22 protein-coding genes are annotated in these 22916 nt (G+C 72.7%); 11 read left to right on the forward strand and 11 right to left on the reverse strand.

Translation table 11 applies throughout. The annotated features are described in order from the left end of the window. Window positions 1–16: 16 nt before the first annotated feature. The 6 genes from ACZ6B8_RS17750 to ACZ6B8_RS17775 all read right to left on the reverse strand — a co-directional run bounded on the left by ACZ6B8_RS17750 (window position 17) and on the right by ACZ6B8_RS17775 (window position 6880). Window positions 17–991: an anti-sigma factor RsbA family regulatory protein gene (locus ACZ6B8_RS17750; RefSeq protein WP_471083174.1), complete on the reverse strand. Its 975-nt coding sequence runs from the start codon at window positions 989–991 to the stop codon at window positions 17–19. Then, window positions 988–1881, reverse strand: a complete 894-nt coding sequence (locus tag ACZ6B8_RS17755) for an MEDS domain-containing protein (protein ID WP_471607769.1) — start codon at window positions 1879–1881, stop codon at window positions 988–990. The genes ACZ6B8_RS17750 and ACZ6B8_RS17755 overlap by 4 nt, the downstream gene beginning before the upstream one ends. A gap of 161 nt (window positions 1882–2042) precedes the next feature. Continuing rightward, window positions 2043–3218 carry an XdhC family protein gene (locus ACZ6B8_RS17760; RefSeq protein WP_471607770.1) on the reverse strand — a complete coding sequence of 392 codons (1176 nt, stop codon included), beginning with the start codon at window positions 3216–3218 and terminating at the stop codon, window positions 2043–2045. Continuing rightward, complete coding sequence (locus ACZ6B8_RS17765) at window positions 3211–5352, reverse strand: xanthine dehydrogenase family protein molybdopterin-binding subunit (protein ID WP_471083168.1); 2142 nt, start codon at window positions 5350–5352, stop codon at window positions 3211–3213. Before ACZ6B8_RS17765 ends, ACZ6B8_RS17760 begins: the two co-directional genes overlap by 8 nt. Further along, on the reverse strand, window positions 5349–6341 hold the full coding sequence (locus ACZ6B8_RS17770; RefSeq protein WP_471607771.1) for an FAD binding domain-containing protein: 993 nt from the start codon (window positions 6339–6341) through the stop codon (window positions 5349–5351). Before ACZ6B8_RS17770 ends, ACZ6B8_RS17765 begins: the two co-directional genes overlap by 4 nt. After that, window positions 6338–6880 carry a (2Fe-2S)-binding protein gene (locus ACZ6B8_RS17775; RefSeq protein WP_471607772.1) on the reverse strand — a complete coding sequence of 181 codons (543 nt, stop codon included), beginning with the start codon at window positions 6878–6880 and terminating at the stop codon, window positions 6338–6340. Before ACZ6B8_RS17775 ends, ACZ6B8_RS17770 begins: the two co-directional genes overlap by 4 nt. 240 nt (window positions 6881–7120) lie before the next feature. On the opposite strand from ACZ6B8_RS17775, the gene ACZ6B8_RS17780 reads away from it, so the two are divergent. Next, a complete protein-coding gene (locus tag ACZ6B8_RS17780) occupies window positions 7121–7699 on the forward strand; it encodes a TetR/AcrR family transcriptional regulator (RefSeq protein ID WP_471607773.1) in 579 nt (192 codons plus the stop codon). On the opposite strand, the gene ACZ6B8_RS17785 is transcribed toward ACZ6B8_RS17780, so the two are convergent. Continuing rightward, on the reverse strand, window positions 7662–8546 hold the full coding sequence (locus ACZ6B8_RS17785; RefSeq protein WP_471607774.1) for a DNA-binding protein: 885 nt from the start codon (window positions 8544–8546) through the stop codon (window positions 7662–7664). The two genes, ACZ6B8_RS17780 and ACZ6B8_RS17785, sit on opposite strands and share 38 nt — an antisense overlap. Before the next feature lie 303 nt (window positions 8547–8849). Between ACZ6B8_RS17785 and ACZ6B8_RS17790 the strand changes: the two genes are divergently transcribed. After that, window positions 8850–9545 carry a type 1 glutamine amidotransferase domain-containing protein gene (locus ACZ6B8_RS17790; protein WP_471607775.1) on the forward strand — a complete coding sequence of 232 codons (696 nt, stop codon included), beginning with the start codon at window positions 8850–8852 and terminating at the stop codon, window positions 9543–9545. 157 nt (window positions 9546–9702) lie between these two features. Here the strand turns inward: ACZ6B8_RS17790 and ACZ6B8_RS17795 are convergent, their stop codons facing one another. Beyond that, window positions 9703–11067, reverse strand: a complete 1365-nt coding sequence (locus ACZ6B8_RS17795) for an FAD-dependent oxidoreductase (protein WP_471607776.1) — start codon at window positions 11065–11067, stop codon at window positions 9703–9705. A 336-nt stretch (window positions 11068–11403) separates the two neighbouring features. Then, on the reverse strand, window positions 11404–13632 hold the full coding sequence (gene katG, locus ACZ6B8_RS17800) for a catalase/peroxidase HPI (RefSeq protein WP_471607777.1): 2229 nt from the start codon (window positions 13630–13632) through the stop codon (window positions 11404–11406). 313 nt (window positions 13633–13945) lie between these two features. On the opposite strand from katG, the gene ACZ6B8_RS17805 reads away from it, so the two are divergent. Further along, window positions 13946–14365 (forward strand): Fur family transcriptional regulator, encoded by a 420-nt coding sequence (locus ACZ6B8_RS17805; RefSeq protein WP_471083146.1) that lies wholly within the window; start codon window positions 13946–13948, stop codon window positions 14363–14365. An 85-nt stretch (window positions 14366–14450) separates the two neighbouring features. Here the strand turns inward: ACZ6B8_RS17805 and ACZ6B8_RS17810 are convergent, their stop codons facing one another. Beyond that, a complete protein-coding gene (locus tag ACZ6B8_RS17810; RefSeq protein ID WP_471083143.1) occupies window positions 14451–15134 on the reverse strand; it encodes a GntR family transcriptional regulator in 684 nt (227 codons plus the stop codon). 114 nt (window positions 15135–15248) lie between these two features. Between ACZ6B8_RS17810 and ACZ6B8_RS17815 the strand changes: the two genes are divergently transcribed. The 7 genes from ACZ6B8_RS17815 to ACZ6B8_RS17845 are packed head-to-tail and all read left to right on the forward strand — an operon-like array spanning window position 15249 to window position 22235. Next, window positions 15249–16268, forward strand: coding sequence for a phosphoglycerate dehydrogenase (locus tag ACZ6B8_RS17815; protein ID WP_471607778.1), 1020 nt, complete (start codon window positions 15249–15251; stop codon window positions 16266–16268). Beyond that, window positions 16268–17206 carry a hydroxypyruvate isomerase family protein gene (locus ACZ6B8_RS17820; protein WP_471607779.1) on the forward strand — a complete coding sequence of 313 codons (939 nt, stop codon included), beginning with the start codon at window positions 16268–16270 and terminating at the stop codon, window positions 17204–17206. The genes ACZ6B8_RS17815 and ACZ6B8_RS17820 overlap by 1 nt, the downstream gene beginning before the upstream one ends. Beyond that, window positions 17203–17895 (forward strand): hypothetical protein, encoded by a 693-nt coding sequence (locus ACZ6B8_RS17825; RefSeq protein ID WP_471083133.1) that lies wholly within the window; start codon window positions 17203–17205, stop codon window positions 17893–17895. The genes ACZ6B8_RS17820 and ACZ6B8_RS17825 overlap by 4 nt, the downstream gene beginning before the upstream one ends. Further along, the gene (gene otnK / locus ACZ6B8_RS17830; protein WP_471607780.1) at window positions 17883–19211 is read left to right on the forward strand and encodes a 3-oxo-tetronate kinase; all 1329 of its coding nucleotides are present in this window, start codon (window positions 17883–17885) and stop codon (window positions 19209–19211) included. The genes ACZ6B8_RS17825 and otnK overlap by 13 nt, the downstream gene beginning before the upstream one ends. Continuing rightward, entirely contained in the window at window positions 19208–20542 is a 1335-nt protein-coding gene (locus ACZ6B8_RS17835; RefSeq protein ID WP_471607781.1) for a class II aldolase/adducin family protein, read from the forward strand. The genes otnK and ACZ6B8_RS17835 overlap by 4 nt, the downstream gene beginning before the upstream one ends. Then, window positions 20539–21888: a TRAP transporter large permease subunit gene (locus ACZ6B8_RS17840; RefSeq protein WP_471607782.1), complete on the forward strand. Its 1350-nt coding sequence runs from the start codon at window positions 20539–20541 to the stop codon at window positions 21886–21888. The genes ACZ6B8_RS17835 and ACZ6B8_RS17840 overlap by 4 nt, the downstream gene beginning before the upstream one ends. 38 nt (window positions 21889–21926) lie before the next feature. Beyond that, window positions 21927–22235 carry a hypothetical protein gene (locus ACZ6B8_RS17845; RefSeq protein WP_471607783.1) on the forward strand — a complete coding sequence of 103 codons (309 nt, stop codon included), beginning with the start codon at window positions 21927–21929 and terminating at the stop codon, window positions 22233–22235. 63 nt (window positions 22236–22298) lie between these two features. On the opposite strand, the gene ACZ6B8_RS17850 is transcribed toward ACZ6B8_RS17845, so the two are convergent. After that, window positions 22299–22721 (reverse strand): secondary thiamine-phosphate synthase enzyme YjbQ, encoded by a 423-nt coding sequence (locus ACZ6B8_RS17850; protein ID WP_471083118.1) that lies wholly within the window; start codon window positions 22719–22721, stop codon window positions 22299–22301. A 102-nt stretch (window positions 22722–22823) separates the two neighbouring features. Between ACZ6B8_RS17850 and ACZ6B8_RS17855 the strand changes: the two genes are divergently transcribed. After that, on the forward strand, window positions 22824–22907 hold the full coding sequence (locus ACZ6B8_RS17855; RefSeq protein ID WP_355809829.1) for a putative leader peptide: 84 nt from the start codon (window positions 22824–22826) through the stop codon (window positions 22905–22907). Window positions 22908–22916: the final 9 nt, after the last annotated feature.

The following is a 22916-nucleotide window of genomic DNA, read 5'->3' on the forward strand; positions in this document are numbered from 1 at the left end:
GCAGCGGGGCAGCCGTTCAGCGACGGAAGTGCATCCGCACCACGGAACCCTCCGCGCCGAGACGCTCGGTGACCAGGTCGCTCAACTGCCGTACGAGCCACAGTCCGTGGCCCGCCACCGCGTTGCCGTCGGGCGGCACGTGCCCGAGGTAGCCCACCGTGCCCCCGGCATGGACGGCGGGCCGGCCGGCCCCGGCGTCGGCGACCTCGCAGACGACCCAGTCGGCGTCGCACCAGAGCCGCAGCGCGCCCCGGCCGCCGCCGAAGCGGACGGCGTTCACCACGGCCTCGTGGACGGCGGCGACCATGTCGCGTGCGCGGTCCTCGGCGACCTGACAGCGTCGGGCGTATTCGGCGACGGCTATCCGGATCGCCACCGACTCGCCCCGCTCGAAGGCGACTTCGGGGGCCGGTCCGGCCGGATCTGCCAGGCCCCTTGCGGTCCGTGCGAGGGCGTCGCACTCGGCGTAGAAGTGGGCCGGATCGGTGTAACGGCCGTCGGCGGCCGGACGGCCGGTGCCCGTGGTGACCTCGGGGTGGGTGCGCACGACGCCGTCCAGCACGTCGTCGGGCAGGGCACGGGCGTCGTAGGGGCAGACGATCCAGTGCGGCGAGGCGGCGAACGCCACGTTGACCAGGGATTCGTAACGCATCCACTCCCGGGTCTCGAAGGCCGTGCGCCCCGACCAGACCGGTTCACCGATGACGCGGACGCGTCGCGTGCCGCCCGCGTCGCGCTCGGTGCAGTAGCCGTTGTACCGGCCCAGCGTGCGGGACGGGTAGTGGTACCAGTCCTGCGCGTCGACGAAGTCGACGTTCCGCGCGGCGCCGCCGAGCGCGTCCCGCAGCAGCGCGATGTTGTGCCGGGCGACGACGGCGAGCACGGCCTCGTCCGCCGCGAGACCGTCCCGGACGAAGCCGACCGTGCCGGACAGGAACGCGTCGTCCGAGGCGTAGCAGAGCGCCTGGTGGACGAAGCCGCCGCGCGTCATGACCCCTCATCCTCCTGTCCGAGGTCCAGGCCGGGGGCGCGGTCCCAGCCGGTCACGCGCAGCACCCGGCGCACGTGCGGGGCGGCGCCGTCCAGGGTGAGGCCGCCGCCCGACGCGTACAGGCCGAGGCCCGTGCGGAGGAGCAGACGCAGCGCGCAGATGTCGATGAAGGTGAGCCCGCGCAGGTCGAGCCGGGTACGGGGCGGGCCGTCCGCCCGTTCGGCGGTGCGGTCGGCCTCGGTGCGCAGGGCGCGGGCCAGCGCGGTGACGTTGCTGTCGTCGATCTCGCCGCACAGGGCGAGGCCGGGTGGCGCGAACGTCCGGGTGATCCGCAGCAGTTCGTCCTGCCAGACGTCGTCGGCGACGGCGTGGCCGTGGTGCAGGGCGTCGGCCGCGGTCAGTTCACGGGGCCCGAAGAGGCGTCGGTCGTACAGGCACAGGCCGAGCACGGGCAGGGTCGAGAAGGCGGATCCGAGCAGCCGTTCGGTCTCACAGAACCCGCCGGCCGGACCGCCGTCCCCGTCCGGCGCCATGTCCAGGACCACCCGCAGTCCCAGGAATCCGTCGGCCACCGCGGCCTCGGTCTCGCGGCGCACCAGGTCAACCGGCCCTCGCGCGCCTCCCGCCCCGTCCGGCCGGGAGCCGGTCCTCAGCCGGCCGGCGGCCAGTGCGCCCGCCACGTCGCATCCCGCGCGCCGCAGGAAGCCCAGCGGGGCGTCCCCTGATGTCTCGTCCGAGGTCAGGAGCAGCGCTCGCTGGCCGGCGGCCAGGCCGTCCGTGAGGAACGCGGCGAGCACCGCCTCGCGTTCCTCGTCCGTGCGGTAGCCGAGGAAGAGATGGTCCCCCGGCCTCATCTGCCCCACGGCCCGCAGGGCAGGAGCCGCGTCCATCCTCACGCACCCCCTCCGCGCACCACCGCGTCGCCGCTACCCGGTGTGGCGGGACGATTACACGGTACGCATCCGAGCAGCCCGCCGGAACGGCTTCGGTGAAGCGTCCGCCGATGATGAGGGCGTTGATCTTCATGGGGGGATTCCCCGGAGGCGTCCGGTCAGGCCACCACCCTGGCCCGGGACGGCGAGCCGTCGGGTGTGTCGCGGTGGATGGGGTGCCGGGAGCCGGTCAGCGGCCGGCCGGTGCCGCCCTGCCGCGTCGCGACGATCTCCGCGGCGATGGACAGGGCGGTCTCCTCGGGCGTGCGCGCCCCGAGGTCGAGGCCGATCGGCGAGCGCAGCCGGGCCAGTTCGGCCTCGGTGACACCCTCCTCGCGCAGCCGGCGGTTGCGGTCCTCGTGGGTGCGGCGTGAGCCCATCGCGCCGACGAACGCCACGGGCATCCGCAGCGCCGCCGCGAGGAGCGGCACGTCGAACTTGGCGTCGTGGGTGAGGACGCACAGGACGGTGCGGCCGTCCGTCCCGGTGTCCCGCAGGTAGCGGTGCGGCCAGTCGACGACGATGTCGTCCGCCTCCGGGAAGCGGGCCCGGGTGGCGAAGACGGCACGGGCGTCGCAGAGCGTCACGTGGTAGCCGAGGAACTTGCCCGCGCGGACCAGTGCGGCGGCGAAGTCGACGGCGCCGAAGACGATCATGCGTGGGGGTGGCTGGCTCGACTCGACGAGGACGGTCACCGCGGTTCCGCAGTGCGCGCCGCTCTCGGAGACGACGAACTCCCCGGTGCGGCCCGCCGCCAGCAGGGCGCGGCTCTCGCTCCTGGCGGTGCGGTCCAGTTCGGGGTGGCCGCCCAGGGTGCCCTCGTGCGTCGCGCCCCGCCGTTCCTGGCCGGGCTCGGCGGGTGTCACCAGGAGGGGCCTGCCGAGCAGTTCGGCCGGGCCCCGGTACACGCGGGCCAGCGCCACCGCCCCGCCGCCGGCCGCGGCGGACAGGGCGGCGGCGAAGACCGCCCTGTCCGGCGCGTCGACGGCCACCGGGGTGACCAGCACCTCGATGACACCGCCGCAGGTCAGTCCGACGGCGAAGGCGTCCTCGTCGCTGTAGCCGAACCGTTCGACGACGGCCCGGCCGTCCTGGAGCGCCTCGACGCACAGGTCGTAGACCGCGCCCTCCACGCAGCCGCCGGAGACCGAGCCGATGACGGTGCCCCCGCCGTCGACGGCCAGGGCGGCGCCGGGGCCGCGCGGCGCACTGCCGCCGACGCTGACGACCGTGGCGACGGCGAAGTCCCGGCCCTCCCTGATCCACCGGTCGAGGTCGTCGGCGATGTCAAGCACGGGCGATGTCCCCGGAGACGGTGCCCGCGCGCAGGATGCGGTCGGGGCGGATGGGGAGCGCGCGGTGCCGCACACCCGTGGCGTGCCAGACGGCGTTGGCGACGGCGGCCGCGGCGCCCACGATGCCGATCTCGCCGATGCCCTTGATGCCGACCGGGTCGTCCGCGTCCGGGTCGGCCACCCAGTCCGCCTCGATCTGCTGCACGTCGGCGTTGGAGGCGATGTGGTAGCCCGCGAGGTCGGGGCCGACGAGGCCGCCGGACGCCGCGTCCCTGACCGCCTCCTCGTGCAGCGCCATCGACAGGCCCCAGATCATGCCGCCGACCAACTGGCTGCGTGCGGTCAGCGGGTTGATGATCCGGCCCGCGGCGAAGATGCCGAGCATCCGGCGCACCCGCACCTCACCGCTGGTGACGTCCACGGCGACCTCGGCGAACTGGGCGCCGAAGGAGTGCCGTTCCTTCTCGCTGAGCGCGCCGATGGCCGCTCCGGTGTCCGAGCCCGCGGTGATGCCCTCCGGCGGGATGTGGCCGCCGGGGACCAGCTTCTCCCGCAGCTCGCGGGCGGCGAGCGTGATCGCCCAGCCCCAGGACCGGGTGCCCATGGAACCACCGGCGATCATCGCCGGCCCGAAGTCGCTGTCGGCGATCCGGACATGGATGCGGTCCGGGGTCACCTCCAGGGCGTCGGCGGCGATCAGGGTGAGCGCGGTCCGCGCGCCGGTGCCGACGTCCGCGGCGGTGATGCGCACGGTGAAGGTGCCGTCGGCCTCTGCGGTGATCGCGGCGGTGCTCGGTCCGACGAGCACCGGGAAGGTGGACGCGGCCGTACCGGTGCCGATCAGCCAACGGCCCTCGCGGCGCACGCCGGGACGCGGGTCACGGCCGTCCCAGCCGAACCTGCGGGCCCCTTCCTCGTAACAGGCCAGCAGGTTGCGGCTGCTGAACGGCAGACCGGAGACGGGGCCGACGTCGGGTTCGTTGCGGACCCGCAGCGCGATGGGGTCCATGCCGCACTTCTCGGCGAGCTCGTCGAGCGCGGACTCCACGGCGAAGGAGCCGGGGGCCTCGCCCGGGGCGCGCACATAGGTCGGCGTCGGCACGTCGAGGCGGACGAGGCGGTTGACGGTGTGGTGGGCGTCGGCCGCGTACATCGAGCGGCCGTACCCGGCGCTCTCCTCGACGAACTCGTGGACGGTCGACGACAGGCTCTGCGCCTGGTGGTCGAAGGCGAGGAGCCTGCCGTCCGGGCCGGCGCCGAGCCGGACGCGCTGGGTGGTGGGGCTGCGGTAGCCGACGAGCGAGAACAGCTGACGGCGGGTCAGCACCACGCGGACCGGCCGGTGGAGGACGGTCGTGGCCATCACGGCGAGGATCTGGTGGACCCGCAGCCCCTTGGAGCCGAAGGCGCCGCCGACGTGCTCGGACGTCACCCGCACCGAGCCTTGGTCGAGCGAGAACAGCTTCGCGAGCTCGTCCGCGACCCAGGTGCTGCCCTGGTTGGAGTCGACGACCTCGAGGCGGCCGCCGTCCCAGCGCGCGGTCGCCGCGTGCGGCTCCATCGCGCAGTGGTGCTCCTCGGGCGTGGTGTACTCGGCGTCCACCAGGTGGGCGGATGCGGCGAGTTGGGCGTCCAGGTCGCCCTTGCCCTTGCGCATGCTGTCGCCGTCCGGCGTGTATGTGCCCGGGCGGCCTGCGGCGAAGGCGACGTCGTGCGGCTCCTGGTCGTAGTGGACGACGAGCGCCTCCGCCGCCTCCCTGGCCTCCTCGGACGTCTCGGCGACGACGAGCGCCACCGGCCAGCCCACGAACGGCACTCGGTCGTGCTGGAACATCTCGACGATCGGGTCAGGGCGCCCCAGCATGCCCACGTAGTCCCCGTCGACGCGCGGCGCGTTGCCGTGGTGCAGGACGGTGAGGACACCGGGCATCGCGAGGACGGGCTCGGCCTCGACCGAGCGGACCCTGCCGCGGGCGATCGTGGAGAGCACCAGCCAGCCGTGGGCGAGGTCCGCGAAGGGGATCTCCCCGGCGTAGCGGGCCGCGCCGGTGACCTTGGCGAGGCCCTCGATGCGGGTGTGCGCGGTGCCGACGGCGTTCGTCGCCGCGCCGGTCACGGTGGTGGTCGTGGTCATCGGGCGGCCTCCTCGGTGAGTTCGGTCAGCACGGCCACGACGAGGTTGCGGATGAGCGTCACCTTGTAGCCGTTGTCGGGCAGCGCGCGGGCCGCGGCCAGTTCGGCGTCGGCCGCGGCGGCGAACGCCTCGGCATCGGCAGGCCCGCCGGTCAGCGCCCGCTCGGCCGCCCTGGCCCGCCACGGCCGGGACGCGACCGCGCCGATGCCGACGCGCACGTCCCGTACGACGCCGTCGTGGACGTCGAGGGCCGCGGCGATCGAACCGATGGCGAAGGCGTAGGAGGCGCGCTCGCGCACCTTGCGGTAGCGGGAGACGGCGGCGACCGGGGCGGGCGGCAGCGAGACGCCGGTGATCAGGGCGCCGGCCGGCAGCGCGGTCTCCAGGTGTGGAGTGTCGCCGACGGGCAGGTAGAACGCGTCGATCGGCAACTCGCCGGGGCCGTCCGCCGATTCGTAGTGCACGACGGCATCGAAGGCGGCGAGGGCCACGCCCATGTCGGAGGGGTGGACGGCCACGCAGTGCTCGGTGGCGCCGAGGATCGCGTGGTTGTGGTGCTCGCCCGCGACCGCGGAGCAACCGGTGCCCGGTTCCCGCTTGTTGCAGGGCTTGCTGAGGTCGGTGAAGTAGCCGCAGCGGGTGCGCTGCAGGAGGTTGCCGCCCACCGTCGCCATGTTGCGCAGCTGCCCGGAGGCACCCGCGAGGACGGCCTGCGCGAGGGCGGGGTAGCGGCGCCGCACCTCGGGGTGGGCGGCCAGGTCGCTGTTGGTGACGGTCGCGCCGATGCGCAGCCCGCCGTCGTCGGCGATCTCGATGCGGTCCAGGGGCAGTTCGCGTACGTCGACGAGGAGTCCCGGCCGCTCGACGCCGCTCTTCATCAGGTCGACGAGGTTGGTGCCGCCGCCGAGGTAGCGGGCGTCGGGGTCGGCGCCGAGGACGGCGACGGCTCCCGACACGTCGTGGACGCGCTGGTAGGCGAAGTCCCTCATACCGTCTCCTCCTCGGCGCGCGCGGCCTTGGCGACGGCCTGCGTGATCGACATGTACGCGCCGCAGCGGCACAGGTTGCCGCTCATCCGCTCGCGGATCTCCTCCGCGGTCAGTTCCGGCGCGCCCGCCTCGGGCCGCACATCGGTGGTGGCGGCGCTCGGCCAGCCGTCGGCGTGCTCCTGGAGCGCGCCGAGCGCGGAACAGATCTGCCCCGGGGTGCAGTAGCCGCACTGGAACCCGTCGAGGTCGAGGAAGGCCTGCTGCACGGGGTGCAGCCGGTCGCCGTCCGCGACGCCCTCGATGGTGGTGATCTCCCGCCCCTCGGCGGCGACGGCGAGCTGCAGGCAGGAGACGGCGCGGCGGCCGTCGATCAGTACGGTGCAGGCCCCGCACTGGCCCTGGTCGCAGCCCTTCTTGGTGCCGGTCAGATCGAGCCGCTCGCGCAGCGCGTCGAGCAGCGTGGTGCGGTGGTCGACGGACAGTGAGTGCTTCTCGCCGTTGATGTTCAGGGTGACGGCACTGGACGTCGATGGAGCCATGAGCAGCCTTCTTTCGCGAATCGCGTCGAACGAGGCGGTTCGGCGGGAAGTTCGGGAGGATGTGGCGCTGTACAGGGGTGACGGACCCCCGCACGGCGGCGGAGGGGTCCCCGGCGGCGATGTCTGCCGCTATGGTGAGGCTAAGCGGACACTCGTCCGTTAGTCGTTGAATCTAGCGGACAGCTGTCCGCTCAGCAAGGCGCAACCAGGCCGTGCTGCGCGAGAGCGGAAGGAGAGCCCATGGGTCAGCACAAGAACGCACCCCTGCGCTCGGACGCACAGCGCAACCGCGAGCGGATCCTCGAGGTCGCGCTGGAGGAGCTGACGCGCGCGAGCGACGCGCCGCTCAGCGCGATCGCGAAGAAGGCGGGGGTCGGCCAGGGCACGTTCTACCGCAACTTCCCCAACCGCGAGTCACTCGTCCTCGAGGTGTACCGCTACGAGGTCATGCAGGTCTGCGACGCGGCCTGCCAGTTGCTGCAGAGCCGCGCTCCCGACCGGGCCCTGCGGGAGTGGATGGACCGTCTCGTCCGGTTCGGGATGGCCAAGGCCGGTCTGGCCGACGCGATACGGAAGGCCACGAGCACGCTCGGCAGTCTGGCCGGTGTGGGTCCTGGCCCGCTCACCGAGGCCATCACGCTGCTGCTGCGGGCGAACGAGGAGGCCGGCACGATCCGGCCCGGGGTGACCCCCGACGACTTCCTGCTCGCCATCGCCGGCATCTGGCAGATCGATCCGCGCACCGACTGGGAGACCCGGGCGGGCCGGCTCATGGACCTCGTCATGGACGGTCTACGGGCGGGCGCTCCGGGACGCTGAGCGACTCCCGGAGATGGACCGCCGCGTCTCGCAGCGCGGACGGCACGCCGGCGCCCTGCCGCAGCAGCACGGCCGCGGTGGCGCCCAGCGACTGCGCGGCGCGGGCCGACCCGATGCGGGCCACGCGCGGCGCGACTTCGCGGATGAGCCCCTCGGCGTCCCGCCAGGCACCCGCCCCCACGAGCGCGGAGAGCAGCTCGGCGGTGAACAGCTCCCGGTACGAGGGTCCGTCCGGAACCGCGGCGGCCCGGCGCAGGAGCGGAATGGCCTGATCCCAGCGGTGCAGCCGGGCCGACACCCAGCCCTCGTGCCCGAGGAGTTCGGTCTCGTCGATCCACCAGGCCCAGGGTGGATCCCCCGCCGATACGCCGTCCAGGAAAAGATCCCTGGCCCGGGCGAGGCGCCGTGCGGCGGCGTGGCCGGCGCCCAGCATGGCGGTGGCGTGGGCCTGCCGGATCAGGACGAGCGCGCCGACCCTGGCGGGCAGGGGACGGGGTCCCGGCACGCGCGACGCCGTGGCCAGGGCAGCGCGTGGGCGGCCGGTGTGGGCCTGGAGCATGCTGTGGTTCAGCAGCACCAGCCGGCCCGTCCATCGGTCGCCGCAGAGCGCGGCGAGGGCCAGCGCCCGCTCGTTCGCCCGCCGGGCCCGGCGGTAAAACCCCGCGTCGAACAGGATCCAGCCGATGACCTCCCACAACTCGGCGAGCGCGGCCAGCAGTTCACTGTCAAGGGCGGCCAGGCGCACCGGCTCCGCGGCGAGTTCGGGAACGTCGCGCGCGGCTTCGGGGAGCACGGGCACGGCGGCGCGCGCCCCACGCCCCGCATCGAGGTCGAGCAGTCGCCGCATGGTTTTGACGACCCCGGGTACGGAGGAGGCGGGCCGGTCGGGATGAGCGGGGTGCGGGGCGCGGCACCCGACCTGTTCGCACGCCGGCTCCTGTGCCCGGCGCGGGCCGTCCATGGACGTCATCGGGTTCCGCCGCCTCCCCCTGCTTGCTCGATGGCCGCGCCCGTCCGGTCTACCGTCGAGGACATCGCCGCACCGACGATCCGGCACCGGCCTGTCAGTATGTTCAGGGTGCCAGAACGCCGGTTCGCGTCCGCCGTCCCCTCCCCCGCCCCCTCGGGGCCCGTCATTGGAGAGCACCGCATGTCGAAGATCCTGTTCGTTGTCACCGGCGCGGACCACTGGACGCTGGCCGACGGCACCCGGCATCCGACCGGCTTCTGGGCCGAGGAGGCGGTCGCCCCGTACGAGGCGTTCAAGGCCGCGGGCCACGAAGTCGTCGTCGCCACCCCGGGCGGTGTCGTCCCCACCGTCGACCCCGGCTCCCTGGCCCCGGAGTTCAACGGCGGCCAGGAGGGCGCCGACCGCGTCGAGGCCGCTCTGGCCGCGTTCACCGAGCTCCAGGGCCCGGTCGACCTGGCGGAGGTGGACCTCGACGACTACGCCGCCGTCTTCTACCCCGGGGGCCACGGCCCCATGGAGGACCTGGCCGTCGACGCCACTTCCGGCGCGCTGCTCACCCGGGCCCTGGAGACCGGCAAGCCGCTCGGCATCGTCTGCCACGCCCCGGCCGCCCTGCTGGCCGCCGTCTCGGCCGACGGCATCCCCTCCGTCGCGGGCTACCGCCTGACCGGCTTCACCAACGTCGAGGAGGGCCAGGCGGGGTTCGCCGACCGCGCCAAGTGGCTGTTGCAGGACCGGCTGGTGCAGGCCGGCGCCGACTTCCGGGAGGGCGAGCCCTGGGCGCCGTACGTGGTGGCCGACCGCAACCTGGTCACCGGGCAGAACCCGGCGTCCGCCGCCCCGCTCGCCACGGAGCTGCTCAAGCACCTGCCTTGAGCCTCGTACACCGGCGGCGCCTCCCCCACTGCCGGTCCGGGAAGGCCACCGCCCCATAGAGGGCCCGCGGGGATCGCAAGCCGGTGGTGGACCATCGCGAAAGCCGTCGGCCCCGGCGCCACACGGGCGACGGGGCCGACGGCCGAAGCGAGAATCCTTACGCGCCGCTGGCGTTGAGCATGTCCTCGCGTTCGACGAGCTTCACGCGCTCGCGGCCCTGCGGCTCACCGAGCGACTTCTCCGCGGCGTCCAGCCGGTACCAGCCGTCCCACGTGGTGAAGCGGACGTTCCGCTCGCCGAGGAAGGCGTCGACGGCCTCGGGCTCGGGCGACGCGGGAACATGCAGCCTGCCGTGCTCGCGGTCCTCCAGGAGGCTGGCGACCGTCTCGTTGGCGTCGCCCTTGGTGTGGCCGATGAGGCCGACGGGGCCGCGGCGGATCCATCCGGTGACGTACGTCGACCGCAGGTGCTCGCCGCTCTCCTCGATCACCCGTCCCGCCCGGTCGGGCACCGTGCCGGAGGCGACGTCCCAGGGCAGCTTGGGCAGTTCGTCGGAGAGGTAGCCCACGGCCCGGTAGACCGCGCCGAGGTCCCAGTCCTTGAACTCGCCGGTGCCCTTGACGTTGCCGGTGCCGTCGAGGGCGGTGCGCTCGGTGCGCAGCCCGACGACCGTGCCGTCCTCGCCGAGAATCTCGGTGGGCGACTCGAAGAAGTGCAGGAACAGCTTGTGCGGACGGTCGCCGACGTCGCGGATGGCCCAGTTCTCCAGGGTCTTGGCGACCATGTCGGCCTGCTTGTTGCCGCGCCGGGTCGCGATCGACCCGTCGTCGTAGTCGATGTCCTCGGGGTCGACGATGACCTCGATGTTCGGCGAGTGGTCCAGCTCCCGGAGCTCCATCGGGCTGAACTTCGCCTGGGCGGGGCCACGGCGGCCGAAGACGTGGATCTCCTTGGCACGGTTGGCCTTGAGGCCCTCGTGGACGTTCGGCGGGATCTCGGTGGGCAACAGTTCCTCGGCGGTCTTCGCGAGGATGCGCGCCACGTCGAGGGCGACGTTGCCGACGCCGAGGACGGCGACCTTCTCCGCCTCCAGAGGCCAGGTGCGCGGCACGTCCGGGTGGCCGTCGTACCAGGAGACGAAGTCCGCGGCGCCGTACGAGCCGTCGAGGTCGATGCCCGGTATGTCGAGCGCGCGGTCGGCCGTGGCCCCGGTGGAGAAGATCACGCCGTCGTAGAAGGCGCGCAGGTCGTCCAGGCTGATGTCGCGCGGGTAGTCGACGTTGCCGAAGAGGCGGATCTGGGGCTTGTCGAGCACCTGGTGCAGGGCGGTGATGATGCCCTTGATCCGCGGGTGGTCCGGGGCGACGCCGTAGCGGATCAGGCCGAAGGGCGCCGGCATCCGCTCGAAGAGGTCGATCGACACACCCGGCTCGACCGCCACTGCGGACTTGAGCAGCGCGTCGGCGGCGTAGATCCCGGCGGGGCCGGCTCCGACAATGGCTACCCGCAGAGGGCGAGGCATGTTCAGGTTCCCTTCGAGCGGTGATGGAGTGACTCAAGGGGAAGCCTAAACTAAGGCAAGCCTAAGTAAGTAGGCGGGTCAACTTTATGACCCCATAAGGCTGCCTTATGAGTCTATCCGGTCAGCGGCGGCCTTCCCCCAGGGGGGGTTGCTCGGCCAGGCGGGGTTGCACGGCGCCGTCTGCCCGGACGCAGACGCACGTCCAGGCCGGCCCGGAGGTGGGCCGGCCTGGACGCGATGGTCACTTCACCCGACGCAGAGCCGGGTCCAGCGGCTTCGATCACGCGGTCCCGGTGGCGATTCGATCACACGGTCCCGGTCCGGTGACGAACCGGATCAGGCGACGTCGAACCGGTCGAGGTCCATGACCTTGGCCCACGCCGCGACGAAGTCGTGCACGAACTTCTCCTTCGCGTCGTCGCTCGCGTACACCTCGGCGAGCGCACGCAGCTCGGAGTTGGAGCCGAAGACCAGGTCCGCGCGGGTACCGGTCCACCGGACCTCGCCGGTGGCCGCGTCGCGGCCCTCGAACGTGTCCTGCGCCTCGGACGTCGACTTCCACTGCGTGCCCAGGTCGAGCAGGTTCACGAAGAAGTCGTTCGTGAGCGTGCCGGGGCTCGTGGTGAACACGCCGTGCTTGGACCCCTGGTGGTTCGCGCCGAGGACCCGGAGACCGCCCACGAGGACCGTGAGCTCCGGGGCGCTCAGCGTGAGCAGGTTCGCCTTGTCCAGGAGCAGGTACTCGGCGGGCAGCCGGTTGCCCTTGCCGACGTAGTTGCGGAACCCGTCGGCGGCCGGCTCGATCGCGGCGAAGGACTCCACGTCGGTCTGGTCCTGCGACGCGTCGACGCGGCCCGGCGTGAAGGGCACCTCGACGGTGAACCCGGCGTCCTTGGCCGCCTGCTCGACGGCGGCGCCGCCGGCGAGCACGATCAGGTCCGCGAGGGAGACCTGCTTGCCGTCGCTCCGGCCGGAGTTGAAGGACTCCTGGATCCCCTCCAGGGTGTGCAGGACTGTCGCGAGCTGGTCGGGGTTGTTGACCTCCCAGCCGCGCTGCGGCTCCAGGCGGATGCGCGCGCCGTTGGCGCCGCCACGCTTGTCGCTGCCGCGGAAGGACGACGCCGCCGCCCACGCGGTGGAGACGAGCTGGGACACCGACAGGTCCGAGTCGAGGATCCGCGCCTTGAGCGCGGCGACGTCCGAGGCGTCGACGCCCTCGTACGTCACCTCTGGCAGCGGGTCCTGCCAGAGGAGTGTCTCGCTGGGGACCTCCGGGCCGAGGTAGCGCACGACGGGGCCCATGTCACGGTGGGTCAGCTTGAACCAGGCCCGCGCGAAGGCGTCGGCGAACGCCTGCGGGTCCTCCTTGAAGCGGCGCGAGATCGGCTCGTAGACCGGGTCGAACCGCAGCGAGAGGTCGGTCGTCAGCATCGTCGGGGCGTGGGTCTTCGAGGAGTCGAAGGCGTCGGGGACGGTGCCCGCGCCCGCGCCGTCCTTCGGCCGCCACTGGAAGGCGCCCGCGGGGCTCTTGAACAGCTCCCACTCGTAGCCGAAGAGGATCTCGAAGAAGCTGTTGTCCCAGGCGGTCGGGGTGTCGGTCCAGATGCCCTCGAGCCCGCTGGTGATCGCGTCGGCGCCGACGCCGGTGCCGTGCGAGCTCTTCCAGCCCAGGCCCATCTGCTCCATCGGGGCGGCCTCGGGGTCGTCGCCGACCGCGTCGGCCGGACCCGCGCCATGGGTCTTGCCGAAGGTGTGACCACCGGCGATCAGCGCGACGGTCTCCTCGTCGTTCATCGCCATCCGGCGGAACGTCTCACGGATGTCGCGGGCCGCGGCGATCGGGTCCGGAGAGCCGTTCGGGCCCTCGGGGTTGACGTAGATGAGGCCCATCTGGACCGCGCCGAGGGGGTTCTCCAGCTCGCGGTCGCCGGTGTACCGCTCGTCACCCAGCCAGGTGGTCTCGGGGCCCCAGTACACGTCCTCGTCGGGCTCCCACACGTCGGCGCGGCCGCCGCCGAAGCCGAAGGTCTCGAAGCCCATCTGCTCCAGGGCGACGTTGCCGGTGAGGACCAGGAGGTCGGCCCACGACAGGGACTGTCCGTACTTCTTCTTGACCGGCCACAGCAGCCGGCGGGCCTTGTCGAGGCTGGCGTTGTCCGGCCAGCTGTTGAGCGGGGCGAAGCGCTGCTGGCCGGCACCGGCGCCACCGCGGCCGTCACTGATGCGGTAGGTGCCCGCGCTGTGCCACGCCATCCGGATCATGAAGGGGCCGTAGTTGCCGAAGTCGGCGGGCCACCAGTCCTGGGAGGTGGTCAGCACCTCGGCGATGTCCCGCTTCACCGCGGGCAGGTCGAGCGAGCCGAACGCCTCGGCGTAGTCGAACTCCTCGCCCAGCGGGTTGGCCACGGCGGGGTTCTTGGCGAGGATCTTCAGGTTCAGCCGCTCCGGCCACCACTGCCGGTTCCCGCCGCCCTGCGTCGGGTGTGCGGCGCGCGCGACCGGGCAACCTCCCCCTGTCTCCTCCGGCTTGGGGTCGGTGACGATCGCGTCGTGGTTCTCAGTCATGGGAATCCTTCCGGAGGGGGCGGATCACGGTGCTCAAGAGCTGAGGGTGGTGGAACAGTCGGGGGCACAGGTCCGACCGACCGCTCGCGAGGCGTGCGGTGCGCGAGCCGCGGATCCGGATGCCGGGCCGTGCGGGCCCGTCTCCTGAAGTCACGTGATGTTCCCTGCTGTTGCCCTGTCCCTTGGCTGTCAGCCGGAACCGATCCTACGATGGACCAAGTCCAAGTCAATACGACAGACAGGCGCACGCGCATTCATTCGACGGGACTCTGCACGGTTTCGACGGGACTCCGCACAGTGAGGGCTGGTGGTCATGAGTGACCTGCTGCAACGACTTCGCGAGCGCGGCTGGCGGATGACCGCCCAGCGTCGCGTCGTCGCCGAGGTGCTCGCCGGCGAACACGTCCATCTCACCGCCGACGAGGTGCTCGCCCAGGCCACCGAACGGTTGCCGGAGATATCGCGCGCCACCGTCTACAACACCCTCGGCGAGCTGGTCACGCTCGGCGAGGTGGCCGAGGTCGCCACCGACGGCCGCGCCAAGCGCTACGACCCGAACGCCCATCACCCCCACCAGCACCTGGTGTGCTCGGGGTGCGGCGCGATCCGCGACGTCCACCCCGACGGCGACCCACTGGCCGCCCTGCCGCCCGCCGAGCGGTACGGCTTCACCGTCGCCGTGGCGGAGGTGACGTTCCGGGGCCGGTGCCCGGACTGCGCCGGACGCACCTGACCGGCTCCGGGCACGGCCATCTTCTCGCACAGCGGGTCCGGACGTCCGGACCTGCTGTGCCGCGGAGCCGTCCCACCGGCAACCGTCAGTCCTCGCCGACCGCCTGGCGGTCGGTGAGGGCGCGCGTCTTGGCGTTCTCGATGTGCTGCCGCATCTTCTTCGCGGCGCCCTCCGGGTCGCCCGCGGCCAACGCCTCGTGGACGGCGCCGTGTTCGCGGGCCGGGGACTCGGCCTCCGAGGAACCCAGCTCGGTGAAGAGCCGGAAGCGCTGGACGTGCCCGCCCAGGGAGCGGTAGGCCGTCTCCAGGAACGGGTTGTCGCACTGGGCGGCGATGCGCAGGTGGAAGCGCTCGTCGGCGGCCCAATAGGCGCGCACGGACGTCGATCGGGGCGCGGTCGCGTACCGCTCCAAGTCGTCGATGCTCGCCTTGAGTTCGTCCAGGAACTCGGGGGTGGTGCGGCGCGCCGCCTCGTGCACCATCGCCGGCTCCAGGACGAGACGCGCGTCCATCAGCTTGATCAGCTCACGCTCGGTGAAGAGCGGTGCGACGCGGTATCCCTTGAGCGCCTCGCGCCGCACGAGGCCGGTGTGTTCCAGGCGGGCGAGGGCTTCGCGGAGCGGGGTCTGGCTGACCTCGAGCTCCCGGGTGAGGGCCCCGATGTTGAGGGACTGGCCCGGCGACCAGAGCCCGTCCATGAACTGCCCGAGCAGCACGTCGTACATCTTGTCCGCCAAGGGTTGCCGGGCGGGCGGGCGGGTCGCAGCCATCGTGCCTCCTTCGACGCCCGACCTTAGCGCAGCGCCACTCCCCTCTTGATCGCGGAAAAATCCTATACTATTTTCTCCTCGCTATAGTATAGTGATGGATCAAGGAGGATCCAGATGGCCGACAACGCTGCTCGCGTACTGGTGACCGCGGCGTATCTCGCACCCGACGGCGAGGTGGACCGGCTGATACGGGAGGCCGGGTGCCGCACTGTCTTCGCCCGGCCCGTCGATCTGCGCGGGCCGGGCCGTTCGGGCCCGGACCGTTCCTTGCGGGCGGCCGTCGCCGACGCGGCCGCCGTCGGCATCGTGGCGGGCACCGACCCACTCCCGGCCGACGTGATCGACGCCTCCCCCGCACTGCGGGTCATCGCCCGCTGCGGAGCCGGCTACGACAACGTGGACGTGGCCGCCGCGACCCGGGCGGGGGTGGCCGTCACCCATACCCCCGGCGCCAACCGCCGGTCGGTCGCCGAGCATGTGCTCGGCCTGCTGGTCTGCTGCGCGCGCGGCATTCCGCAGAGCGTGGCCGACGTACGGGCGGGCGGCTGGTCGCAGCCCAGCGGGCGGGAGTTGGCGGGCGGGACGCTCGGCGTGATCGGGCTCGGGGCGATCGGACGGACCGTCGCACGGCTCGGCCTCGCGCTGGGCATGCGGGTCGTGGGACACGATCCACAGCTGGATCCCGCCTTCCTCGAAGAGACGGGAATCGGTGCACTGCCCCTGGAAGAGGTGCTGCACGAGGCGGACTTCCTGACCTTGCACGTGGCGCTCGACGCGTCGACCTACCACCTGATCGACGGCACGGCACTGCGGCGCATGCGGCCCGGCGCGTATCTGATCAACACCGCACGGGGTGGCATCGTCGACGAGCGGGCACTGGCCGACGCGCTCGCCGAAGGGCGGTTGGCGGGCGCCGCCCTCGACGTGACGGAACAGGAGCCGCTGCCGTCCGGCTCCCCCCTCCGTGCGTTCGAGAACGTGCTGGTCACCGGGCACATCGCGGGGGCGACTGCGGAGGCCAGGGCGCGCTCCAGCCTGTCGGCCGCCCGGCAGGTGCTCGACGTGCTGGCCGGCCGCACGCCCCCGCACCTGGTGAATCCGGAGTGTGGGGCAGCCCGGGCGCAGGTGCGGTGATGGCATCCGCGGGACGGGTGCCCGCTCAGCGGGGCGGCACATCCCCGGCGCCTTCCGCGACCTCCCCGGCCCGGTCCGGACAACCAACGCCCACACCGATAGCACCAGCACCAGCACCAGCACCAGCACCAGCACCAGCACTACGGATACCGGGCGGGCCGCTGCTGGCGGCCAATCTGAAATGGCTCTTCACGGAACTCCCCTTCGAGCGGCGCTTCGACGCCGCCGCCGAAGCGGGCTTCGCCGGTGTCGAGTACGCCGCGCCCTACCCGTACCCGGCGGTACGGCTGCGTGCGCTGCTCGGTGCTTCGGGACTGCGCCAGGTCCTCATCAACTCCCCTGCGGGTGAACCGGATTCACCGGAGCGTTCGGGTCTCGCCTGCCATCCGGGACGGGCCGCGGACTTCCGCGCCGGGATCGAGCGGGGTCTGGAGTACGCGACCGAACTGGGCGCGGGACTCCTGCACGTACTCGCCGGAGTCGCCCCGCCGGGCGTCGCCCCGGACCGCGCCTTCGCCACCTATGTCACCAACCTCGCCCGGGCGAACGAGCTCGCGCGCGGCACCGGCGTCCGGCTCGTCGTCGAGGCGCAGAACGAGCGCGACGCACCCGGGTACTTCCTGGGCACCCAGGCGCGGGCCAGAGCCGTCGTGGAAGCGGTCGGCCCCGACCACGCCGGACTGCTGCTCGACCTCTACCACGCCCAGGTCACCGAGGGAGATCTCCTCCGGACGCTGCGCACCTGCCTTCCGTACGCCCTGCACCTGCAGATCGCCGACCCACCCGACCGCACCGAGCCCGGCACCGGCGAGATCCGCTGGCCGCGCGTCTTCGACGAGTTGCGCGCGGCGGAGTACGACGGCTGGCTCGGCTGCGAATACCAGCCTGTGCACGGCACGGTGGCGGGACTCGGCTGGACCGCGGAGGTGACCACATGAGCGCCGCGCCCACGGGCCGCCGCCCCGGGTCCGCCGGGCCGCGCATCGCGCTGATCAGTGCCTCGTCCGCGGCGATCGGCCCCGCCGTCGCCGGCCTCGCCGAAGGATTTCCGCGTGCGGTGGCCTGGAACCTCCTCGACGACGCCCTGCTCACCGACGCCGAGGCGCAGGGCGGGCTCACCCCGGGCCTCACCGAGCGGATGCGGAGGCTCATCGCTCACGCCGTCCAGGGTGGCGCCCATGGAGTCCTCCTCACCTGTTCGCTGTACGGGCCGGTGGCAGCGGGAGTCGCGGCCGGGGTGCCGGTGTTCGCGGCGGATGCCGCCGTCTTCGCTGCGGCCCTCTCGGGCGGTCACCGTCGGGTCCTCGTTCTCGCGTCGTTCGACGCGGCTCTCCAGGATTCCCTCGACCGCTTCCGCGCGGCCGCCGACTCGGCCGGTTCCTCCGTCGACGTCGTCGGACAGGTGATCGCTCCCGGGGAAGTGCCGGAGCCGGCGGGGGCGGACGCCGTGCTCCTCGCCCAGTACTCGCTCGCGCCGAGGGCCGACTACTTGTCCGCCGCGCTCGGGATCCCGGTGTACGCCGGACCGCGCGCCGCCGCCCGCGCCCTTAGCGGCGCGCTCGTGGAAACGGCGGAAACAGCGGAACGCGCGGAATTCGAGGGAGGGGGCACAGCATGCTCGGAGTGATCGCCGACGACGTCACCGGTGCCACGGACGTGGCCCTGACCCTCCGCGAAAGCGGCCTGCGGACCGTGCTGTACTTCGGGGTTCCCGGAGACTTGGGGGTTCCCGGGGCACAGGTCGCTCCGCCCGCCGGGCGGGACGCCGTCGTCATCGCGCTCAAGAGCCGGATGGCGCCGGCCGCCCGGGCCGTCGACGAGTCGCTCGCCGCCCTGCGCCGCCTGCGCGCACAGGGGGCGCGGCAGATCTACTTCAAGTTCTGCTCGACGTTCGACTCCACCGCCGACGGCAACATCGGCCCCGTCCTGGACGCGCTCGCCGACGCCCTCGGCGCGCCGACGGTCCTGCTGACACCCAGCTCGCCGGAGCACGGCCGTTCCCAGTACGAGGGGCATCTCTTCGTGAACGGCGTGCCGTTGGCGCAGTCCCCGATGCGTGCCCACCCCGTGACTCCGATGACGGACTCGTCGCTGCCCCGGCTGCTGCGGGCCCAGACGGGCCGCACGGTGGAACTCCTGCGCTGGGAAACGGTACGAGCGGGCACCGAGGCCGTACGGGCAGCCGTCCTCGACGCCGCGCACCGGGGCAGCCGCTATCTGCTGGCCGACGCCCTCACCGGGGACGACCTGAGCGCCCTCGGTCACGCCGTCGCCGACGCGCCGCTGACGGCCGGGGCGGCCGGTCTCGCCGGCGGCCTTGGCCGCGCTCTCGCGGGCGCCACCCCGGACATGGCCGAGGACGACGACCCGTCGGGCGTCTGGCCCGCGGTCGTCCTGTGCGGCAGCTGTTCGGCCCGCACGCTCGAACAGCTCGACGTCCTGCGGTCCTCGGGACGTCCCGTACACCGCCTCGATCCCGTCGCCGAGCCGGATCCCGCGGCGTTGGCCGGGCGCGCCCTCGACTGGTACGACGCGCTGCCGCCGGACGCGTCACACGGCGCGCCCGTGTTCCACTCCTCGGTGCCACCCGATCAACTCCGCGCCGTCCAGCAGGCCTTGGGTGCCGACCGAGCGGCCGCCGTCCTGGAGGAGGCCACCGGCCGCATAGCCGTGGGGCTGGTGGGCCGCGGCGTGCGGCGTGTGATCGCGGCCGGCGGGGAGACCTCCGGGGCCGTGGTCAGAGCGCTGGGCATCACCGGCGGGTGGATCGGCAGGGCGGCGGCGCCCGGCGTGCCCTGGATCCGCCCGACCTCCGGGCGCCCCGTCGCCCTGCTGCTCAAGTCCGGGAACTTCGGCGGCCCCGGGTTCCTCGCCGCCGCCTCGGCACCGCCCCCGCGGCGCGCCCCCGCCCCGTCCGCACCGCACCGAGGAGACCGTCGATGACTTCCCCCGCCTCCCATCCGGCCGGACGTGCGGCACTCGTCGCGGCCGCCAGGAAACTGGCCGCCCGCGGTCTCGTCCACGGCGGCACCGGCAACGTGTCGCTGCGCACCGGCGACGGCACCATCCTCATCACCCCGACCGGCGCCGACCTGGCAACGGTGGAACCGCACGAGCTGTCCGTCGTCGACGGCTACGGCGTCCACCTCGACGGACTCCCGCCGTCCAAGGAGGTGTTCGTGCACACGGCCGTGTTGCGGGCGCGCCCCGACACGCGTGCCGTCGTCCACACCCACTCCCCGCACGCCGCGGCAGTGTCGTGCCTCGACGGCCTCGATCCGGACGATGCGCTGCCGCCGCTCACCGCCTACTTCGCCCTGCGCGTCGGACGGCTCTCGCTCTTGCCGTACTTCGCGCCCGGCGACCTCCGACTCGCGGATGCCGCCGAGGCCGGCGCCCGTACGCACACGGCTCTGCTGCTGCGCCACCACGGGCCCGTGGTGGCCGCGCCCGGTCTCGACGCCGCCGTCGAGGCCGTCGAGGAACTGGAGCAGACCGCGCGGATCCACCTCCTGTTGCAGGGCACGGACCACGCACGGCTGACCGAGGAGCAGCGCACGGCCCTGGCGCCCCGGCCCTCTCGACCGGTCGCGCTGTTCAGCGCCCTGGCCATCAAGAAGGCGCTGGACGACACCGTCCTGGAGTCATTCACCAGTACCTGCGGCATCGACGTCGACGGTGTCTACGAACCCACGAACGTCCTCCTCGAACGGATCGCCGAGGGGGCCCGCCCCGACGTGCTGGTCGGCGTGTCAGGCGCGGTGGACAAGCTGGCCGCCGCCGGAGTGCTCGACGCGTCCTCGGTGTGCCCGCTCGCCCGGGTGGGCATCGGGGTGGCCGTACCGCCCGGCTCACCCGACGTCGACCTGTCGACCACTGGCGCGCTGGTGCGGACGCTGACGTCCGCGCGCTCGGTGGCGTACTCCCGCACGGGTGCGAGCGGTGTCGCCTTCGCCGGTCTCTTGGCGCGGCTCGGTATCGCGGATGAGGTCAACTCCCGCGCCACGGTGGTCGAGAAGGGGTTCACCGCGCTCGCGGTGGTCGACGGCCGGGCCGATCTGGCGGTGCAGCAGTTGAGCGAGTTGCGTTTCGTGCCGGACGCCAGGGTCGTCGGCCCGCTGCCGGACGATGTCCAGCACTACACCGACCTCTCGGTCGCGCTGGGCGCGGACGCGGTCGGCCACTCCGGGGCCTGGGCCCTGCTGCGGCATCTCACGGGGACATCGGCGCTGGACGCCTACCGCGCGGCAGGCCTGGAAGACCCACGCCGATGAACGCCATCCTCGCGTTGGTCGCGTTCATCGGGGTCATCATCGTGTGGAACGTGGCGTTCAAACGGAACATCGGCGAGGCCATGATCCTCGGATTCCTCGCGAGCGCCGCGTTCGGTGGCGTCCAAGCGCCGCGGGTGGCCTGGGAGTGCCTGGTCGAGGGGCTGAAGTCGGAGATCACGTTCGCCGCCCTCGCGTTCGTCTTCGTCAGCGAACTCCTCACGCGCACGGGGCTCGTCCAGCGGATGATCGACATTCTCAGTTCGCTGCTGGGGCGCCGCAAGGGCGGCTCCGCGTATGCGGCGACGGTCGCCTCCGGACTGTTCGGCGCCGTCGCGCACAACGGCGCGGCGATCGTCGCCACCGTCGGCTCGCTCGCCATCCCGTGGATGAAACGGTCCCGGGCCAGCGGTGAGACGGCCGCGCTCGTGCTGTCCGGCAACGCGGGCGTCGGTGCCACCTTCCCGTTCAGCGGCGCCTTCTTCGTGCTGCTCGCCGCGCCGACCGTGGTGCCCGTGCTGACCTCGCACGACGTCGTCGCCACGCTGTTCGTGACGGGAGCGTGGATGGTCGCGATGCGGCTCGTCATCGCGTACGTGATCGTGCGGCGGCGAGGGGTCGGCACGATGGCGTCGCAGGACATCAGGCCGTTGCGCCAGTCGTTCGGCGCGGGCTGGACCTCGCTGCTCGTCCTCGCCGCGGTCGCGGTGCCGGTCCTGCTCACCACGTCACCGGGGAGCGACTGGGCGACGGACCGGCTCGGCGGGCTCGACGCGGCCGACGTGGTGCCGCTGCTGGTGTGGTTGCCGGTGATGATGCTGCTCGCCGGGCTCGTGGTGGAGCGGCGGGCGCTGCCGCACGGGACGGGCGAGTGGTGGCGGATGCTGGGGGAGATCGGTCCGAAGCTGGGGCTCGTGGGCGTGACGATGGTGTCCGCTTTCGCCGCCTCGGAAGTGCTCGGCCGGCTTGGCCTCGGCGAGCAGCTCGCGCCGCACCTGGAGGATCTGCAGGGCGTGCCGCCGGTGGTGGCGGCGCTGGTGGTGGGGCTGGTCATCGTCGTCGTCGCGGGGCCCCTCAACACGACCTCCACCCTGGCCGCCGTCGGCCCCGTCGCCTTCGCGGCGCTCACGGCGGCCGGGATCCCCGCGCATGTGGCGTTCGCCGCGGTCATCGTGTGGGCCTCGTCCGAGGGGTGCTCACCACCGGGCGCGGCCCCGCTGTACGTGGCCGCCGGTATCGCCGACATCAATCCGGCACGCATCTTCCTGCCCGTCGCCCTCTACTACCTGGTTCCGTCGTACCTGTTCGGCGTTCTGATCGCCGTGGGCGCGCTCTGGATACCGGGGTGAGTGGCGTACGGAGACGTACGGAGAAACGGAGAGTCGCCATGCGAAGTTCCCCGCGGAGTTCCGCGCAGAAGGTCACCCAGGGGCCACGACGTCCCCTGATCCGTACGTTCCTCTCGGGCGCGACCCGTGTCCTCCTCGTCGCCTTCCTCCTCGGCGGCTGCGCGGTGGTGGCGGGGCAGGTCGTGGCGCTCGCCACGGGAGACCGGCGGGTGATGGAGGTGTTCGGCACCGAGGTCACCGAGGTGGTGTGCATCGTCGCGGGCGTGGCGGGACTCTGCTCGTTCCTGCATCTGTACGTACGGGAAGGAGGCATGGGAGCGCACGGGAAGAACCGCGAGGACAGCTGAGCCGAGGGGCGGTCCTCCCCCGGCCCCGACGGTCTCCCACAGGCGCCGACAGGCCCGCTGCGGTCAGCCCAGGAAGCTCAACCGCACCTTGCGGTCCGGATTGTCGACGTTCGTGTCGACCAGGCACACCGACTGCCACGTGCCGAGCTCCAGGCTTCCGCCGACGACCGGCAGGGTCGCGTGCGGCGGGACCAGCGCGGGCAGGACGTGGTCGCGGCCGTGGCCCGGGCTGCCGTGCCGGTGCTGCCAACGGTTGTCCGCGGGGAGCAGCGTGTGCAGCGCGGCGAGCAGATCGTCGTCGCTGCCCGCTCCCGTCTCCAGGATCGCGATGCCCGCCGTTGCGTGCGGGACGAACACGTTGAGAAGGCCGTCGCGGCCGCCGGCCGCCTCGCGCAGGAAGGCCTCGCAGTCGGCGGTGAGGTCGGCGACCGTCTCGGAGGAGCCGGTGGTGACCCGCAGGACCCGGGTGGTGAATGCATCGGACATACGCCCATTCTCCCGCACTCACCCATCCATTCGCTGATACTGGGAGTCCGTCTGTCGAGACGCCATTGACCGTGCGTGCGCGATCTGGCTACGTTCTGCGGCATGTTGCGTTCAGCCCTGCTCACCACGCGCGGTCACATCGACCTGCTGCGGGTGGCCTCCTCCGCGTGTCGCCGCGGCTGCTGACGCCCTTTC

The sequence above is a fragment of the Streptomyces sp. NPDC041122 genome, assembly GCF_055592445.1.

Bases quoted from the DNA above. Each gene is read 5' to 3' on its own strand.
- ACZ6B8_RS17750 (WP_471083174.1), bottom strand. From the start codon at position 991: ATGACGCGCGGCGGCTTCGTCCACCAGGCGCTCTGCTACGCCTCGGAC.
- ACZ6B8_RS17755 (WP_471607769.1), bottom strand. From the start codon at position 1,881: ATGGACGCGGCTCCTGCCCTGCGGGCCGTGGGGCAGATGAGGCCGGGG.
- ACZ6B8_RS17765 (WP_471083168.1), bottom strand. From the start codon at position 5,352: ATGACCACGACCACCACCGTGACCGGCGCGGCGACGAACGCCGTCGGC.
- ACZ6B8_RS17770 (WP_471607771.1), bottom strand. From the start codon at position 6,341: ATGAGGGACTTCGCCTACCAGCGCGTCCACGACGTGTCGGGAGCCGTC.
- ACZ6B8_RS17775 (WP_471607772.1), bottom strand. From the start codon at position 6,880: ATGGCTCCATCGACGTCCAGTGCCGTCACCCTGAACATCAACGGCGAG.
- ACZ6B8_RS17780 (WP_471607773.1), top strand. From the start codon at position 7,121: ATGGGTCAGCACAAGAACGCACCCCTGCGCTCGGACGCACAGCGCAAC.
- ACZ6B8_RS17785 (WP_471607774.1), bottom strand. From the start codon at position 8,546: ATGCGGCGACTGCTCGACCTCGATGCGGGGCGTGGGGCGCGCGCCGCC.
- ACZ6B8_RS17790 (WP_471607775.1), top strand. From the start codon at position 8,850: ATGTCGAAGATCCTGTTCGTTGTCACCGGCGCGGACCACTGGACGCTG.
- ACZ6B8_RS17795 (WP_471607776.1), bottom strand. From the start codon at position 11,067: ATGCCTCGCCCTCTGCGGGTAGCCATTGTCGGAGCCGGCCCCGCCGGG.
- katG (WP_471607777.1), bottom strand. From the start codon at position 13,632: ATGACTGAGAACCACGACGCGATCGTCACCGACCCCAAGCCGGAGGAG.
- ACZ6B8_RS17805 (WP_471083146.1), top strand. From the start codon at position 13,946: ATGAGTGACCTGCTGCAACGACTTCGCGAGCGCGGCTGGCGGATGACC.
- ACZ6B8_RS17810 (WP_471083143.1), bottom strand. From the start codon at position 15,134: ATGGCTGCGACCCGCCCGCCCGCCCGGCAACCCTTGGCGGACAAGATG.
- ACZ6B8_RS17815 (WP_471607778.1), top strand. From the start codon at position 15,249: ATGGCCGACAACGCTGCTCGCGTACTGGTGACCGCGGCGTATCTCGCA.
- ACZ6B8_RS17820 (WP_471607779.1), top strand. From the start codon at position 16,268: ATGGCATCCGCGGGACGGGTGCCCGCTCAGCGGGGCGGCACATCCCCG.
- ACZ6B8_RS17825 (WP_471083133.1), top strand. From the start codon at position 17,203: ATGAGCGCCGCGCCCACGGGCCGCCGCCCCGGGTCCGCCGGGCCGCGC.
- otnK (WP_471607780.1), top strand. From the start codon at position 17,883: ATGCTCGGAGTGATCGCCGACGACGTCACCGGTGCCACGGACGTGGCC.
- ACZ6B8_RS17835 (WP_471607781.1), top strand. From the start codon at position 19,208: ATGACTTCCCCCGCCTCCCATCCGGCCGGACGTGCGGCACTCGTCGCG.
- ACZ6B8_RS17840 (WP_471607782.1), top strand. From the start codon at position 20,539: ATGAACGCCATCCTCGCGTTGGTCGCGTTCATCGGGGTCATCATCGTG.
- ACZ6B8_RS17845 (WP_471607783.1), top strand. From the start codon at position 21,927: ATGCGAAGTTCCCCGCGGAGTTCCGCGCAGAAGGTCACCCAGGGGCCA.
- ACZ6B8_RS17850 (WP_471083118.1), bottom strand. From the start codon at position 22,721: ATGTCCGATGCATTCACCACCCGGGTCCTGCGGGTCACCACCGGCTCC.
- ACZ6B8_RS17855 (WP_355809829.1), top strand. From the start codon at position 22,824: ATGTTGCGTTCAGCCCTGCTCACCACGCGCGGTCACATCGACCTGCTG.